We start from the raw sequence: 16,668 nt of genomic DNA on the forward strand, positions 1-16,668 counted from the left end.
ATTCTCACACCTTTCTATACGTTTCTAGTTGATCCCAAGTTAGTTTAAGAGCGTCTAATTGATCCCACGTATACTTGTAGCTTTCAAGTTCATCCCATGTTAGATATGTGAATACAAATTTCACATCTAAATGAGCAGGAATGATTTCTCTTAAAGCTAATTGGATGTCATCAATATTAGGTGGTATACCAAATTTACTCGCAAATGTAATTGTGACTGTGTAATTTGGTACATCTTGCTTTACATCCACTTCACCATACTCAAATGATTCTGCTACTTTCTTAATCAGCATTAGCCTTGTGGAACCAGTACTTCGCATTTTACTTTTCACAACTGATTTTCTTTGTTCTAATGGCTTTTTGGTATCGATCTGTATACCGAATTCAAATTCCCAATCACCAATGGACCAAGTAGCTGTATCGATATCAAACTGCAACCGTACATCTTCAAATTCCTGATTTTCTTCAATGGCTGTTCCCGCGCTGATCTGCATGAGATTCACAAATAAATCCGAATCTCGGTACTCTTTCATGGAATCATTTAGAAACGCTTCTACTAATGCATCACGTTCCTTCATAGAAAATCACATCTCCAAGTACTGCAATTTGACCAGATTGAATGGTGACGTCTTTCTGCTCACCATTCATTAGCAATTTATTAACTGTTATTAACTCCATTACGTCTACCGCAACAGAACCTACTTTTAAATAACTAATTTGATAAGGGTCTTTTAATATGGATTGTTTACGTGCATTTTCGCGCCAATAGAGTCGATTGGTAAATTTAAAGTATTCGTTTATTCCCTCAATCAGCTGTTGTTTTAATGCTTCTGCTTTTTGTTTTGAAGAAACATATATAGCTAGATTCACTTTTACTGGGATAGCTGCAACAACCGATACAGAAGCTCCAATCGGCGCCTGTCCTTCACCCATTTCATTAGAAGGGGCAATGTAATCTTGCACTCTCTTAACCAATTCCGTTGAAGCGGGAGAGAAGCTTGCATTACATACGGATAGTTGAACAGTGCCTTTCCCTTTTGCAATAGGAAAGACTAATACACCGCCCACATCAGGCACACTAAGTGACCAGCGAATGTAATCACCAATATTTCCAGAGTTTGAAGATTCACGTAGCCATGTAAAATAGCGTGATCGTAAATCCTCATCGCTTTCTTTTTCTTCTCCACCAGTGATTTTTTCTACGTTCGTAACATTTGAGACGCCAAATACTGCTTCAATTAATTCAATTGTGTTTTCGGAAGTGTTTCCGATTAAACCAGAAAGCACCGCTTCAATTTCAACAATTGTATTACCATTCGGGCCAATAACCGCATCTGCTAATTGCGTATATTCAATGATTTTATTATCCAAGTCATATCGAACCGCCACGTATACAGAGCCTTTCGCAAGCTTTGTGCCCTCATTACCTGAAACAGTAACCTTCCCCTTTGCTTTTTTGGCAGGATAGCGCTTCAAAGGAGTCCTTGATTCTACAACTGCATCCAAATTATCACCGGTTGCATATTGAGCGAATCTTGTGTGATACCATTTCTTAAATTCTTCACGCTGTTCCGAACGAACAATTGATAAAGGCTTTAAAACATCATAAATAAAGCCGCCTTCTCGTTTGTCCCATCGTTTATCTACTTGATTTAATGCACGATTAAAAATTTCTTGTTCCGTTTCATTCCACCATGCAGGAGCTGTCATACTTTCACTTCCCTTCTTACCGGAACGTCACCGTATATTGTGTAGACGGTATAGGAAGCTATATAAGCATCTTTTTCGCCTTTTGTAATTTCTATTTCACTTACATCTGTAATTCTCTCGTCATAAATCAAGGAATCTCTTATTGCTTCTTTTACCCGTAAAATACGTCCCTTTTCACCAAGTTCACTATCTAGTAATACGTTACGTACCTCAGAGCCGTAATCGTCTGTATAGACTCGATAGGCACCTCTTGGGGCACGATGAATTTTTTCGATAAGGTTTGCTATTCCTCTTTGCCCATCATCTAGAGCGATTGCTCCACTCGCATCCGTAACAAATTCACCTTTTGAAAAATCAAAAAGAGGCGTCATATACCCGACAACCTCTTCGCTTTCAAAATTATTAACTTCAGGGAGTTCCCATTCAATTCGCGGTAATTTAGGAAATTGCATACGTATTAATCACCACCCATAAAGAATTTGATGAAGGGAAGCGATTAGGAAGCAACATCACATTCGTTCCAGGGTTAAGATTCCATGGACAAAATGTTTGGGAAGCAGGATAGCGTACTTTTTCATCTGTTATCGATACATATTCCGGACCAGTATAACGGCATAGCGATACCATTTCATTGAGTGGCTTTACTACAAATTGCCGATCCGTAGCACCTGCTCCAGATATACGTTGTATTAAAACTGTTTCTCCTCTAGAAAACTTCACATTTGGCATAATAAAAAATGCACTCGGTAAAGCTTTATCGGATCCGTGTATTTGGATTGTAACGTGCGGTTCGGCTGTGATGATTTTTCCTAAAGAAAAAGAATCATCCGTTATATCTGGTCCTTGCATATGATGTAAAATACGTTCAATCCCTCGCTTTTCCACCTTCTCACCTACCCTTCATCATTTTGTTGCGGTGGAACATACTCTTTATCTGGTAAAGCAGCTGAATGAGCAATATCCGCACTAAAAATAACTCTATTTTTATAAATTTGATAAGCAGCTTTTTTCACATAGTATCCACCTAGAATAGTACTTGTTGGGTCCTCTAAATAAATAAAGTCACCCGACCATATTCGCGGTTCTTCTATGCTGTGTACATGTTCGATTTGCCGTGAAACTTCCGGTAAAGTTCTTGTTCTAAGCACACCATCTGCATAACTAATTGCAGCTGCTTCTGTTTCTCCACTGAAGTCCTCAATTGTAGAAAGAGGACCGTATTTTCTAATAGATCCACCATCTTCTCTAAACACAAATATGTTTTTCTCCTTGTTTATAATAGCGATTCTATTCTTTACTTCCTCAGCAGAAACAGTTTTTTCAACGTTTGTTAATCCTGAGCCTAGTACAGGGATGAGTTTTGCAGGTTTCCACTCAAATACCCGTAGTCCCTCAGGCTCAAAACGAATCCAATACTTCTTACCTGTTACCTTCTTGCTTTCATATAAAATAACAATCAGCATTTCAAATACACTTTGAGCACTATTGCTATCTAAGTACATAAGCGGGAATATCGTATTAATTTCTACTAATTCTTTAACTGGATAGTTGTACTTACCCAATATAGAACGTATCATCTGGCTTGCTGTACGGTTTTGAAATACAAATTCATCACTAGACTTAACTAGATTAAAAAGATGGTCATAAGCAGTAACGTCAATATTACGACTCTTTGCATTTTTGTACGCTCTCACTACTCCAGCAAACCAAGTGATTCCATTAACGATTATTCGTATTAGTTTCCCGTCAATTTCATCTAATTCTTTTTTATAAATCAAAGTCATTTCCGCTTTTACTGGTCCTGACTGATAATCATCATCTAATTTGATAGGAGGAACAACAGCATCTGTTACTACCATGTTCCCAATAATAACTTCTAACATCATTCTTCCTCCTATCTAATGTAATTTGCAGCAGCATAACCATGTAAGCTTCCAGATTGAATGTATATCCATCCGGATTGGGTCTTACTGTTTCTAGCGAAGGTTACACTCGCTCCCTGTTTCAATGTCCCAATAATTTTACCGCTTTGTGACGGCGTATCACGAACTGCTAACATATGCGTGCCAGTCACTTTACCATCGGTTAATGCGTATTTATTTAAATCATTGGAAGGTGGTCTTCTAATGTTTCCCGCTCCATCTTTATATCCAAGTTTAATTTCACGATATTCTTTAAAGGTGATATTAAATTCGATATAACCAGGTGCATCTTTCCAGTATTCAAAGTTCTTCACTATCATTTCCCTTTTATAATTAATATCCGGAATGTTTAATAGCACGACTTCCCCGGAATCTTTTAAACCAGAAAGGAAACGAACTGATGAAAGTGGATCTTGTCTTGCTTCTTCGCCAGAAATTTTATTAAAAGAAAAAAAGGAGGTAAATGTAACCTCCTCCAGTTCCTTCCCATCAAAAAAAGGAACAACTCCTTGTCCCAATGTGTTTACTTCTTCTATTTTGGCGTCGCCACCTTTTGGCCCGACCCCTTTAGGAGTGTGGGGAAAGGTGTATTTTGCCCATTTTGTCAGTAGGAAGATCATGACTCCATCACTCCTAAATTAACTTTTGTTTTTCCTGTTGATGCATCATCTAGTTTATCAGCAATGTAATTTATTACCTTCTCAGCTACTTCTGTAAATGTATCTTCATTTTCATTCATGTCTTTAGCAGTGCCACCAGAAATATGAATATGGAACTCATTCTTTGTACTGCTCGCATTTGTTGTTTGATTTGTATTCGACTTATAAGAAGTTCCTTTTACTTCTGTAGCAAACGGTACGTTCTGCTCTTCGCTTTTAGCAGCCGTGGCGAACGGTGCATGTGTCTTTTCAGAAACGTTTACCGCTGAATTAACAGCCATATCTGTATTTTTTTCCATACCTAATCCAAGACCCTCAGTGATAAATCCACCAAGCTCAATCATTAAACGAGATGGACTGTGTATATCAAAGAATCCAGTTACGGCATCTTTAATACCACCCGCAATGTTGCCTACTGCATCCCAAGCAGCTGAAGCCATAGAGGAGATACCATCAATCAAACCATTGATGATGTCTTTACCAATTTGGAATAAGTCGATCCCTTTAAACGTATCTACAATGATATTCCATATATCAACGGCTATTTGACAAGCGGCATCAAACGCAGCTTTCCATTCTCCATTGAATAAATTCGATACAACTTTAACGACGCCCTCAATCACGCTACCGCCAATTTTAACTGCCGCTTTTATTAAACTGAACGCAATTTCAGTTACGCCAGACACTATCGGCATTACCGCTTGGAAAAGTCCAGACATAAATGATAGAACATTGCCTACAATCGCACTTATTGTAGAAAATGCTGTACTCACAATCGACATAATTTGCGAACCATGAGCACTCCAAAATTGAGCTAATGCTGATAGCACCGTTCTTATTATCGAACCTATTACGCTGAGAATTGTGGAAATTGTCGTCCAAATTCCGCGCCACGCCATGGACGCATACTGCATTATTTGTGTGCCGTGAGCGTTCCAAAAACTAGCTACCCCGGTTAGTACACTACGAACAACGGAACCTACTCCATTTAGTACCGTACCTACGACTGTTTTCAGTCCGTTGTAGGCTGCCGATGCATAACGCACTATTTGTTGGCCATGTTGTGACCAAAAACGAGTCATTCCAGAACCGATAGTACGTACCGTATTCATGATCCCAGCCATACCTTGAGTTATTGCGCCCTTTACCCCATTTATAATGGTAATGGCACTACGGATCGTCTGTGGCGATAATCCAATGGAGCTTAATATAGAAACACCTTTTCCGGTATTCCCGCTAAACAACGCACCCATTCCCTTAAAAAAGCTTCCTAAGGTAGAAATTTGTTGTTTAATTTGATTTACAGCATTTCTCACACCAGTTGTCATTGTAACAAGTGGTCTCATGGCTTCAGGACCCATTCCTAAACTAGTTAGAATAGAGACTCCCTTACCTTCGTTACCAGAAAAGATTGCCTTAATTCCTGACCAAGCTGTTGTTAATACTCCTTTTATTTGGTTGACCTTCGCCAATAAGGAGTCAAATGCAGCCTTTACCCCGTCAAACGCAGCATAAACTATATTCCTAAATGTTTCACATTGCGACCATAGAAAAGCGATTCCTATGCCTATTGCGGCGACTACTCCAATTACACTTAAGGCGGTTCCCATTACGCCTAACAATGCCCCTGAGGTCATTCCCATCGCGCCAGCTAATAGTGCAAACCCTTCAATTATTCCCGGCAAGAAACCAAGTATTAAAAGTACTGGCCCTGCTAATAAGAGAAATACCCCTGTAAGAGCAAGTATGACTGTTAATACCGTTTGTACAGGACCTGGTAAAGCATTAAACGCATCAGTTAACATGCCTAATCCATCAGCAATTACTCGAATTACTGGTATCAGTGCATTCCCCATTGAAATTTGTAGCGTTTCAAAAGAACCGGATAACTGGTTAAGCGATCCGTTTAAGTTATCTTGCATTTTCTTCGCTGTATCCGCGGCTGCTCCACCAGAATCTTGTAAGCCTTTCGTAAGCTTTTGTAATTTATCTGGACCTGCTTCAACTACTGCAAGCATTCCTGATACTGCTTCTGTACCGAAAATAGAAGATAATGCAGCTGCTTTTTGAGCATTCCCCATATCCTTTGTTGCATTACCGACCTGACCGATAATATCATGAAAAGGAAGCATTTTACCTGACGAGTCTTGAATGGTAATACCTAAATCAGCAAGCGCTGTTCTAGCAGACTTAGGTGGATCAGATAAACGTAGTAAAGAAGCACGTAATGATGTACCTGCTTGCTCACCTTTGATACCTGAGTCTGCCATGATGCCAGTAGCTGCAGATAATTCTTCTAGCGATATACCAAGCATTTTCGCAACTGGTGCAGCATATTTGAAGCTGTATTGCATGTCCAAAATACCAGCTGCTGATTGGTTGGCAGATTGAGAAAGTACATCCGCTATATGAGAGGACTCTTTCGCTTCCATACCAAATGCATTTAAAGCGGCAGCGACCGTTTCAGATGTCATTGCCATATCTTCCTGTGCGGCTTCGGAAGCAGCGATAATACCAGGCATTGCACCGATAATATCGTTTACCTCGAAGCCTGAAGCGGCTAGGTTTTGCATACCTACTGCAACTTCACTGGCTGATTTGGTAGTGGATGCACCTAATTCTTTAGCGGTTTCTGTCAAACTGCCTATCTGATTTCCTGTCGCACCAGAAATTGCGCCTACTTTAGCCATTTGTTGCTCAAAATCGGCGGCGGTATTTACTGCTGAACCTAGCCCAACCGCAATAGCTCCACCAGCAATTGAAGCGGCTGCACCTGTAGAAAATAAAGCACCGCTGGCTCGATCTAATCCATTGAGCATTGTAGCTTGTCTCTCGCTCACTCCACCAAATCTATCACGTAATGCAGCCATACTATTACCTGCATGTTGTGCACTTGTAGCATTTTGATTTAGCGCTGAGTTCATTTGGTTAATCTGCTGGGTCGCTTGCTGCATTTCCCTGGTCAATTGTTCGACCTGAGTCTCCAAATGATTAATTCGTTGCGATGACTGCTGTAAGTCCCTTTCCATCGTTTGCAAGTGTTGTTCTAACTGATTTACTTGCTGTGCTGATTGCTGGAACTCTTGACGTAATTGCTGCATTTCATGCTCAAGTTGATTAACCCGCTGTGTAGATTGGCTTAAATCTGTATTTAAATGATGTAGATTATTACCAAACTGAGTTGTTCCTTGTGCAGATTGGTGTAAATGGTTCGTTAACTGTACAACGTTATGGTCTAACTGTGATGTACTTTGCGTTGCTTGATGAAGCGGTACAACATTGGCACTTTGAAACCGTAATGCTGTATCTAATTCCCTTGCTGCTCGTGACGTTTGCTCCATGTGTTGCGTCATTTGACGTAATGGAGCAGACATCGCATCTACTAAACTAATCTTACCTGTTACTTGTCTTTCACCCATAAGTCACCGCCCTTCATTCTTGGGCCGCTGCGGCTTTTTCATCTAGTTCGTCTTGATGTAGACAGGACGCAATAAAAAAGACTTTCTTCTCACGTTTCATAAGAAAAAAGTCTTCCGGATCAATATTCTTTTGTTGAAAAAGCCTGTGGGCCCATGAAGCCATTGGGTCGGTTTTAATTAGTTTTTTACCGCATCAATCTCATCTTCCATTGAATCTTGACCTAAGCCAGATAACTCAATAATGTATTGCGTAGCCGCTACAATACCACCTAGTGATAAAATCTTTGGCACTACAAATTCAGGAGCTGGTGTAGGTGCTTTTACCTTTTGTGCTAATTCAGGTGATTTCCAATTAATATTTGTTCTTGTTTCATCCGTTGCAGCTGCAATCATAAGCGCGTTATATTTAGCTTCATTCAATTCTTCCAACATTGGAACACCTTTACCTTGAGGGATTTTTCTCGTTGAAGCTTTTTTAATACTTTGCGCTACATCAGCATCAATAGATTTTAGGGGTAACTCGATATAATTCCCATCAATTGTTTGGACTTTCTTTTCTCCACGAACACGATCGTCTGTATTTACTCCAAATAAATCTTCTAAGCTTGCAAATTGTTTTTTCTGTAATTCTGCCATAATAAGTATTCCTCCTAGTGTTTTTAACACGTTATTTTATGTGAATAAGAAAAAGAGAGGTTGTCCCTCTCTTTAGCCAAGAATTTCATAATCATCAAATGTAAATGGAAAATCATCATCAACTAAATCTTTTACTTTAAACCCTAATAAAGTTACCTCATCAAAGCTAACGCCTTTAAAAGCAACTTTCATGTTTGCACTTTCTGCATTTTCATCTGGATCGTGGTAATCCCCTACAAGGGTAAATGTCTGATCAGGATTTTTTAGAATACGCATTGCTAATTCTTTTGCCTTAGCAGTATGATACATTTTCATTTTCCCAGTAGCAGAACCACCCATAATACGGTTACCGTCTAAAAATGCATTTGCACGTTCAATTTTCTTTTTATCAAATTTAATTTTACCTTCAAACTCTGTTACTTCTGCCCACTGCTCTCCTAAATCGTCATAAACCGCTCCGTATTTACCACGAACGATATTACGAGGATTTACAGTAGGTAAACTGTTATCGTACATTGACATTTAGCAGACCTCCTTAGGACACCTTATTTTTGTTGTATACTTTTTCAATCGCATCAATGACAAGATATTCAGTAATGAAGAACGCTTCATCCTTGTAAACTACCTTGCCTTGATTTTCTGTATGACGTGGATCTTCGTAGCAGTTGAATGAACCTAATTCGATTACTTCCTGTACTGCCAATGGTTCTAATAATTCATCTTTAATCGCTTGTGCAGCTGCAATTCTACGCGGTTGTGTATTCGCTTTTGACATAAAGCGATTAAACACTTTTTCTTCTGCACTTGTAATATAATCAATCGCTGCTACTACTTTTACCTTTTGTAGTGTACGGATTGCGGCGCGTTCATCTGCTTCTTTCGAAATACCAACTGCCTCATCCATATTTCTAATTGTCGTCATGGTATTAACTGCGGTATTAAAGCGAACTGTGTTGCCTTCTTGGAAGAATAGTAAATTACCCTCTGACAATCTACGTTTCGTTTCAGTTACAGATAATTTTTCTACTGAAGTGAAAGGTGTCTCTTTTTGCGTCATACTCTCATTCAGTGGGCATGAAATTAAAGCAGCTGCTGCATATACTGCTACTTCTTCAGCCGTGTACTGTTTGTCATAAATACTTGCCTTTTGAATGTTATTTGTAACAGCATAATAATCAATTTCTTTTGCTTCTTCTCCACCTGTATTACCTACAATTAACTTTCCAGTAATACGGCTTGATTGTACAAATTGAGTCAGCATTGTTTTTACTGCTTTATCTTGTACCCCATCAAGACAGATTCCATTGAAATCCTCATCTTTTGCTAGAGCGAAGAAATTAACGTAATCTTCTACTTTTACGGCTTCACCACTTACACCACCAGTAAGTGGAACGTTGTTAATATCTTCAATCGTTTTTAGCCCGTCTACCTTTGTAACAGTTATATACAAGCTATCTTTCGTTTTCGATACTAACTCATCAATTGCAGTGAACGTAATTCTCTCAAGCTCTATATTGTTTTCTACTAGAATCAATTGTTTAGCAGTTTCATCACCGATTTTTGGGCGAATTGTTACTTTAAAGTTATTTCCACGTGCTCCTGTGTAAAGAGCTTCAATTTTAATCGCTTGCAGATCCAAGGAAGCTTTCTTAGCATCTTTTGTAGCAAGGCGTACTGCTTTTAATTTCTGAATAGGTGCTTTAAAAGCAAGTTCTAATAAATGAGCAGTTTGGCCAACAAAATTCGCCTTAGCTTCTTCTAAAGAATCTAAATCTACTACTGTATTTTCTTTACCCCAATCAGCCTTAATTGGCATAATCAGGACGCCACGTGCATTTTTATTAACTGCACCTTTGACAACAAGCTCAGTAAAGGAGTAAACACCTGATTCGATTTCATTTCTACCTTCTTTAAATGCTTTTGGCATGGTACTACTTCACCTCTCTCTTTAATAATGCTTTTACTTTCTTTTCCGCAGTCTCTAAATCTATTTCATCGATACCTTGTAGAGCAGCTGCTGCGGTATAACTAGGAACACCAAACAATGTATCTGATTGTTCAATTACTTCTGCTACTGGATAACGAACAGCTGAAGCAGTTTGTTTTACTTCCACTTCTTTACTTGCCATTCCAGCCACCTCATTTCTTTTCTATTAACCTGACATTGTTATGAACTTTACGCAGGATTTCATGATGCTCAACAAGCTCAACGAATCGTTCTCCTTTTACGCTAAACGTCCATACATCAACATCAGTTTCTTGCATTTCAAACTCAACATCTTCTAAACGAGCGTTTGTTGGTTTGTACTTTTCATCAACTAGCGGTATATCATATCGACATCGTATAAGTGCATCTTGCAACTTCGCTTGAAATTGCAGCGCTTGTGTTTCTGGTGTATCTTTATCCAGGAACAATGTACCGTGGATCAGCGGACGATATCTGTGAAACCCAACTGAGTCTTGGTACGGTTTACCTACTGGTGTTTGCAGATAGAAAAAAGGAGGCGTTGCTTCCTGCCTCCTTCTTGTTGTATATCCTTTTACTCCAGTGGTATCTTGAATGAATTTTAGTACACTAGTTAAATCACACGAAACCAAGTTCATTCATAACCTCTCCCACTCTATCCTCAAGCCATCGCAATGCTTCTGGCTCGAATTCATGCCAAGAGTCTTCCAACATATGAGCACCTTCTACCCATTTCCCTGCTTGTTTAGCGGTTTCTCGGCTCATTCCACTATGTCTTGTACGATGCCCTGCTTCTACATACTCAGCATAGAATAAGTTTGAACCAACAATGATTTCAACTCCTTCTCCCATACCAACTTTCAAGAAAACAGAACCATCACCATTTACACCTGCACCAGCAGAAAGGAATGAGTTTCGTAGTGCCCCTTGGTCAACTGGCGTTTTCTCTGCCACCATTGACATTAATTGTAGAGCTAATACTTCCGCCCACAATTCGAGCATTTTAGGCAACCTACTTTGAATTACGCTTTTCATTTGGTGCATCCATTCATCGAATCCCTCGAGAACAAATCCGCCTTCCATACCACCACTCATACTGTTACCTCACCTTTCAGGTCAATCTCAAAATGATGAATGCCTTCTCGATCAAATACTGGATATGGATGAGAAGCGATATAACGACCTAAAACATATTTTGTCTTTGGGTCGTATACATCAATTGTATCCCCTGCTTTTACATCAGGGTAAAGCGTGTGAATGAAGACTACATTGTCAATTTCGACTCTACCTAACACTTCATTCACTTTGCTTTGATTTTTCTTTACGAGAGCGCAGGGAAGATCAGTATCAATTTCTTTCATTTCTTGCTTACTGTCGTACTCGCTCTCATCAGAAACAACACGAGAAACAGTCATACGGTGAAATAGTATCGATTCATATCTACTCAAAAGAAAAACACCCCTGATTCGTTCCCTGTTTGCATGTATGGCTCAAGTAGATCCATTGCAAGGTCACGATAGGATGTACCTTTATCAGCGAATGTTTCTTTATAATCAGAACGCTCAATACTTTTCACCTGCTGCGGCTCTTTCTCGTCTTTCACAAGATAACAGACGGCAAGTTTGATATCATCAGGGACTTGCTCATCTATTTTCTTCACTTTTGAGCGCACAAAAATAGAAGCTCGTAATAGTGCGGCTTCCAGATTATTCACGTTATTTAGTTCAGCAAATAAGCTTTTCGCTTCATCTGCCGTAATTAAGCTCTTCATCACACATCGATTTGCATTACGCCTGATGGATAGCTTAATTCAGGGAATGCAGCTTTACCAATTTCAACGAATTCATTCTTAGTATTTTGTTCAACTCCAGTATCTACATAAATACCAGTTTGACCATCTTTCTCTACTGTTGGTCCTTGTACAGTTGAACCTAAAGATTTTTTACCTTCAATTCCTAAAAATACAACACGGCGCTCCGGTAAATAACGTTCTGTAGTTCCATTTTCGAATGAAATTTCTAAATCATTTGTTGTAATCGGTGGGATATTCCAACGGGTTAAGAATGTTGCTAATTCATCAGGGGTTACCATGCCACCTGCTACACCTTTAATATTAGAAATAGTTGATTTTGATTGTAAAATATCAAGGTACGCTGCATTAGACATATGAATAGCTAAAGGACGACGCCCTGCGTTTGCTTTCTTAAACTTTTCAATCCAATCTACTAAATCTTTAATTGGGTTTGCATTCTCATGATCACTCCATTTAGTTGCAGCTTTAATCGCTTTTGGAACATCGAACGCTAAATCTAGTGAAAAACCGTCTAAATCATACTTAAGCTGCCCTTTGTATAAAATAGAAGTGCGTAAAAACTCTTCCGTTTCTTCTACCCCTAGTTTTAAGTTATCAATATAATTAAACGCTTTATCAATTACTTGTTGGCGTTCTTTATCATATTTTGCATTCAAAATAGTTAACTGGTCCCTTTGATCAAAACGATAGCGATGGCTCATTTTCGCAACTTCAGCAACCGCACGTTCCAAACCTTGTTTGTCGCGTAGTGGAGCAGGTGTCCCAAACTCTACTAAGTTTGCAGCTACATTATTATGTTTTCTATAAATATCGTAAGCGAAATCTAAACTAAAAACGTCCTTATCACGAGGTAAGAACGGTAATGTTTTCGATTCAAATGGTACTGTTAAATTCTCTACATAACCAATTAAGGTTTCACGTTTAAATTCATCTAATTGTAAAATAGCCATTCAACTTCACTCTCCTTATCGAATATCAAGCATTTTTGCTTTTGCTTTAAACTCTGCTGTAATCGCAGGACATTTTGATTCTTTTACATAACCACCAACAAGCCCTACTGCTTGTACATCATTTGTATCGATGCGAATGTCACGGAACAATAATGAAACTTGTTCTGTCGATTCTGCGTCCTTTGTTTTATCGAACGGTCGTGTTTTCTTTGTTGTTGCATCAAAGATTAATGATGTACCAGCAGGGATAATGCCAGGTGTAAATGCAGTGTAATCCAATGTTACTGTAATTGTTTTTAATCCAACGATATCTCGCAGAATCTCTTTACCAGCAACAACTGTGTCTTTACGTGTATATAGATTCAATTTGTTTCACTCCTTATTTTTGTTGTGTTTGACTACGACGTTTCGCTAATTCTGCACCTTTATCGTAGTCTGTTTTAGATGCAGGTGGATTTCCACCACCTGGTGCAGTACTTCCTGGTCTTTGTGAACCACCTCCTTGACCGCCTTCTGGTGCAGCTTCCTCACTTGCAAATAAGAACGGTTTTTCTGTCTTGACCTGCTCAATAGCTTCCTTCATATTAGTGATTTCGCCAGTATCAGGATCAGTCGTTAATAACGGTTGAACCGCAGTAAAAAGGAGATCTGCATCATGCGGTTTGTGCCCAATAGAAGCTTTAACAAACGCAAGTTCAGTCTCCAATGATTTGTTTTTAGTTGTAAGCGTTTCGTTTGAAGCTCGTAATGTTGCATCTGCCTCTTCTTTACCATTTGCAGCAGCTAATTTATCTTGCAAATCCTTTAATGATTCAACACCTAATTGCTTATACACATCTAATTTCGCTTGTCTTTTTGCTTCTTTCGTTGCATCAGAAAGCTGCGTATCCAGTTGTTCCTGAGTATATGTCACAGGTGGATCATTCGGCGGATCTGTTGGTTGTGGGTCTTGTGGCGGATCAGCCGGCGGATTCGGGTCCGAAAAGTATTGTAAGTTTAAACGTAATTTATATAATGATTTCATCACTCTTCACTCTCCTGTTTCTTGTACTGCTTACTATAACTAGCAGCAGAATCTAAATTTTGTTCTTTTGCATACTCTTCAAAGTTTTTCGCATCAGTACGATACGTTTTACCAGTACTCATACTTCTTGCAGCACGTTGGCGGTTCGAATTATCAAACCCTCTTATTACTGCAACAAACGTTCTCCTGCAATTTGGATGTTCTGTAGCTGGTATACTCTTCGCTTCTTCTACAGAAAACTCTCTACCATCCATCGCTTGGCATTTTTTGCACGTTCTATTATCCAATGTTTCCAGTACTTTCATAGCTTTGAGTAAGTCCATGCCCATCTCATTACTACGCTTATCAAAATCAGTCATGTATTCTTTCTTCGCTTCATTACTGGCCGTTATAATTTCAGAACGTACAAGGCGCTCACTTTTATAAGCTTCTTGACCAATCCGCTTTTGCAACTTAACTGTAGTGGTACGGAAACTTTCACCACGCTGCATAGAATTGACTAATGTTGTACGTAAATGCTCTTTGAAGTTCTCTGTTTGCCCCCACAAGTTATCTGAGAAGTGTCCGTGCCCCCAATCCTTCTCTACGAGTATCTTAATAGCACGTTCTGGTATAACTGGCGGAACAACAATATATCCTTGTATATGAGCAGCAGCAATATAAGAAGTAAATGCATAATCAACAACACCTACTGTTTTTATAGAGTTGGTAATTATGCCTGTTGCTTCTTCGTTTATACGATTAATACTCATTTCCATCTGCCTTAGGATTGCTTCTAAATCTTTTCCTCTTCTGATTTCGTCCCAATCCCATTTATCTTCTGGTGAGCCTAAGCTTGTACGTGTATATAAATAAGAAAGTTCTTTATTTATGTCTTGCAGAAACTCTGCATACACTTCAAGCAGTACTCGAATGCGCTCATCTTTAAATTTAATTAGCTTCTTTTGTTGCTCTATTGCCATTTCCTGAAGTTTTTTCAGTTCTTCATGATTCATAGCTCATCGTCCGTTTTATCACTCTTCTGCATACGTTTATCACGGTTTGCGATGTGATTATCAATATTCTTTAAATCAACAATTTTACTCTCTGCTGCTTCTTTATCCAATCGTTTTTGTTCTTCTTGAACATCCTCAACAAGTGGATTCTGCTGAAGTAGAGTAAATTGTGACAACCGACCTTCTAATTTGTTAAGCATCTCAATAATTTCTTTCACATTTTGCGGTTTATTACGATGGATTTCCCACCAAATCCACTTGTAATTGTATAAATCATTATTTTCATTTCGTGGGTTCAACGTTTCTTTTAACGCTTCTGCTGGGTTCTCATGACCACTCTCAATTAATTTCTGTGCATTGAGCATTAAAGTGATAATCATAAACTTACGTCTAATGTATCGTAGCAGGTATATTTCCTTCTCATTCACTTGTAAATCAAGTGGAGCGTATAACTGCTCAATTGCTACACCTGACAAATCACCAAGTGCTTCCTGCTTATATATTTTAGGTAGTTGAGAAGTTTCAAAGATTGAATCAATAATAGTTTTCGCTTGCCATTCAATCGGTTCATTCTTCATATCAGCGATTAGATAAGAAGCATCGGCTTGCTCTCCCGGGTCTCCTTTTATACTAATCGCACGGGCTTTCCGCATTTTGATGCCTTCTTCCGGATCAACTTTAACCCCTTTAAACAATAAATACGGATCGCAGAATACATCTAGTCGGTTTGAGTTGTCCGATATCAACCTTGCTAATTCCTCAAGTTGTGTAATGATATCGTCTGAAAGGTTACTTGGTCCATACTGAACCATGCCGCCTCTCGGTTTCGCAAATTCTCCATTTTGAAAATAAGCAGCAGGTACAATCGGAATTGAATGCGGAATTGGATTGATTTTGTAATCTCCGTTTAGTTTGAATGTCCCATTCTCATTGATTAAATACGTTACGGTTGCATCATCGTATACTTCCACATGTTCGATTTCTTCATCGCCAACTTTTGTTTTATAACGATGAATAGTAGCAAGCATGTCACCCTTATGATCAAACACCGGAAAGCATTCATTGATTGGATATGATTTATATTTAATCTCGCCCATTTCATCAAAATAAAAAAGGACTGTCGCACCACCTGCAATCAATCCGCGTTTCGTATTTAAATAATCAACTGCATGGTCATCATTTTCTTCTAGCACATACTTTAATTCATCCCTAAATTGTTCAACTACTTCTTTACTTGCGCCCTTATCGATTACCGTATCAGGTACATCGTAACTTATCGGCTTCCCTAACATATAAGAAGTTGGCATACCACAAATAAGCTTGGAGTAATTGACCACAATTCGATGATTCGGATCGTCTGTCCGTTTCGGTTTTCTTTCTAAAATATCAAAGTCACCATCAAATACCTTCTGTCTTTTCTCTACATCCAGTAAAAGTTTATCGTGCTCTTTTAATATCTCATTCAGCAATTCCCAATCCTTCTGCTTGAGCTTTTCTGTATAATTCTCCTTCACACTCACACCTCCTTTTCGTTTAAAAAGGGTGCGGAACCACTCTTTTAAGCGTTCAAACATA

Annotated in this window: 20 protein-coding genes; all 20 read right to left on the minus strand. The window is 38.8% G+C overall.

Annotated features, from left to right (window positions below):
• Positions 1-4 precede the first annotated feature (4 nt).
• A complete protein-coding gene (locus tag QCI47_RS16275) occupies positions 5-577 on the minus strand; it encodes a putative phage tail protein (RefSeq protein WP_073530773.1) in 573 nt (190 codons plus the stop codon).
• Positions 564-1,709 carry a baseplate J/gp47 family protein gene (locus QCI47_RS16280; RefSeq protein ID WP_270702587.1) on the minus strand — a complete coding sequence of 382 codons (1,146 nt, stop codon included), beginning with the start codon at positions 1,707-1,709 and terminating at the stop codon, positions 564-566. The genes QCI47_RS16275 and QCI47_RS16280 overlap by 14 nt, the downstream gene beginning before the upstream one ends.
• Positions 1,706-2,161: a DUF2634 domain-containing protein gene (locus tag QCI47_RS16285; RefSeq protein ID WP_073530771.1), complete on the minus strand. Its 456-nt coding sequence runs from the start codon at positions 2,159-2,161 to the stop codon at positions 1,706-1,708. The genes QCI47_RS16280 and QCI47_RS16285 overlap by 4 nt, the downstream gene beginning before the upstream one ends.
• Positions 2,148-2,594 carry a hypothetical protein gene (locus QCI47_RS16290; protein ID WP_073530770.1) on the minus strand — a complete coding sequence of 149 codons (447 nt, stop codon included), beginning with the start codon at positions 2,592-2,594 and terminating at the stop codon, positions 2,148-2,150. Before QCI47_RS16290 ends, QCI47_RS16285 begins: the two co-directional genes overlap by 14 nt.
• Before the next feature lie 8 nt (positions 2,595-2,602).
• The gene (locus QCI47_RS16295; RefSeq protein WP_074585803.1) at positions 2,603-3,592 is read right to left on the minus strand and encodes an XkdQ/YqbQ family protein; all 990 of its coding nucleotides are present in this window, start codon (positions 3,590-3,592) and stop codon (positions 2,603-2,605) included.
• Positions 3,593-3,603: 11 nt separating this feature from the next.
• Positions 3,604-4,251, minus strand: a complete 648-nt coding sequence (locus QCI47_RS16300; RefSeq protein ID WP_270702585.1) for an SH3 domain-containing protein — start codon at positions 4,249-4,251, stop codon at positions 3,604-3,606.
• Complete coding sequence (locus tag QCI47_RS16305; protein ID WP_074585873.1) at positions 4,248-7,709, minus strand: phage tail tape measure protein; 3,462 nt, start codon at positions 7,707-7,709, stop codon at positions 4,248-4,250. Before QCI47_RS16305 ends, QCI47_RS16300 begins: the two co-directional genes overlap by 4 nt.
• A 177-nt stretch (positions 7,710-7,886) precedes the next feature.
• Positions 7,887-8,345 (minus strand): phage tail assembly chaperone, encoded by a 459-nt coding sequence (locus QCI47_RS16310; protein ID WP_074585874.1) that lies wholly within the window; start codon positions 8,343-8,345, stop codon positions 7,887-7,889.
• Positions 8,346-8,417: 72 nt separating this feature from the next.
• Entirely contained in the window at positions 8,418-8,867 is a 450-nt protein-coding gene (locus QCI47_RS16315; protein ID WP_074585875.1) for a phage tail tube protein, read from the minus strand.
• Positions 8,868-8,880: 13 nt separating this feature from the next.
• Positions 8,881-10,272 (minus strand): phage tail sheath N-terminal beta-sandwich domain-containing protein, encoded by a 1,392-nt coding sequence (locus QCI47_RS16320; RefSeq protein WP_071742270.1) that lies wholly within the window; start codon positions 10,270-10,272, stop codon positions 8,881-8,883.
• A 4-nt stretch (positions 10,273-10,276) separates the two neighbouring features.
• Positions 10,277-10,474, minus strand: coding sequence for a YqzN/YkzM domain-containing protein (locus QCI47_RS16325; protein WP_071742273.1), 198 nt, complete (start codon positions 10,472-10,474; stop codon positions 10,277-10,279).
• Between the two features lie 10 nt (positions 10,475-10,484).
• Positions 10,485-10,949, minus strand: a complete 465-nt coding sequence (locus QCI47_RS16330; RefSeq protein WP_071742275.1) for a hypothetical protein — start codon at positions 10,947-10,949, stop codon at positions 10,485-10,487.
• Positions 10,930-11,406, minus strand: coding sequence for an HK97 gp10 family phage protein (locus QCI47_RS16335; protein WP_074585876.1), 477 nt, complete (start codon positions 11,404-11,406; stop codon positions 10,930-10,932). Before QCI47_RS16335 ends, QCI47_RS16330 begins: the two co-directional genes overlap by 20 nt.
• The gene (locus QCI47_RS16340; protein ID WP_074585877.1) at positions 11,403-11,759 is read right to left on the minus strand and encodes a hypothetical protein; all 357 of its coding nucleotides are present in this window, start codon (positions 11,757-11,759) and stop codon (positions 11,403-11,405) included. The genes QCI47_RS16335 and QCI47_RS16340 overlap by 4 nt, the downstream gene beginning before the upstream one ends.
• Positions 11,756-12,082: a hypothetical protein gene (locus tag QCI47_RS16345; protein WP_074585878.1), complete on the minus strand. Its 327-nt coding sequence runs from the start codon at positions 12,080-12,082 to the stop codon at positions 11,756-11,758. Before QCI47_RS16345 ends, QCI47_RS16340 begins: the two co-directional genes overlap by 4 nt.
• Positions 12,082-13,074 carry a major capsid protein gene (locus tag QCI47_RS16350; RefSeq protein ID WP_073530818.1) on the minus strand — a complete coding sequence of 331 codons (993 nt, stop codon included), beginning with the start codon at positions 13,072-13,074 and terminating at the stop codon, positions 12,082-12,084. Before QCI47_RS16350 ends, QCI47_RS16345 begins: the two co-directional genes overlap by 1 nt.
• Before the next feature lie 15 nt (positions 13,075-13,089).
• A complete protein-coding gene (locus QCI47_RS16355) occupies positions 13,090-13,440 on the minus strand; it encodes a hypothetical protein (protein ID WP_270702583.1) in 351 nt (116 codons plus the stop codon).
• A 13-nt stretch (positions 13,441-13,453) separates the two neighbouring features.
• Positions 13,454-14,098 (minus strand): phage scaffolding protein, encoded by a 645-nt coding sequence (locus QCI47_RS16360; protein WP_057525897.1) that lies wholly within the window; start codon positions 14,096-14,098, stop codon positions 13,454-13,456.
• The gene (locus tag QCI47_RS16365; RefSeq protein ID WP_074585880.1) at positions 14,098-15,093 is read right to left on the minus strand and encodes a minor capsid protein; all 996 of its coding nucleotides are present in this window, start codon (positions 15,091-15,093) and stop codon (positions 14,098-14,100) included. Before QCI47_RS16365 ends, QCI47_RS16360 begins: the two co-directional genes overlap by 1 nt.
• Positions 15,090-16,667 carry a phage portal protein gene (locus QCI47_RS16370; protein WP_270702580.1) on the minus strand — a complete coding sequence of 526 codons (1,578 nt, stop codon included), beginning with the start codon at positions 16,665-16,667 and terminating at the stop codon, positions 15,090-15,092. The genes QCI47_RS16365 and QCI47_RS16370 overlap by 4 nt, the downstream gene beginning before the upstream one ends.
• Position 16,668 lies beyond the last annotated feature (1 nt).

Source organism: Bacillus cereus group sp. RP29, from assembly GCF_040459765.1.
Lineage (GTDB): Bacteria > Bacillota > Bacilli > Bacillales > Bacillaceae_G > Bacillus_A > Bacillus_A paranthracis.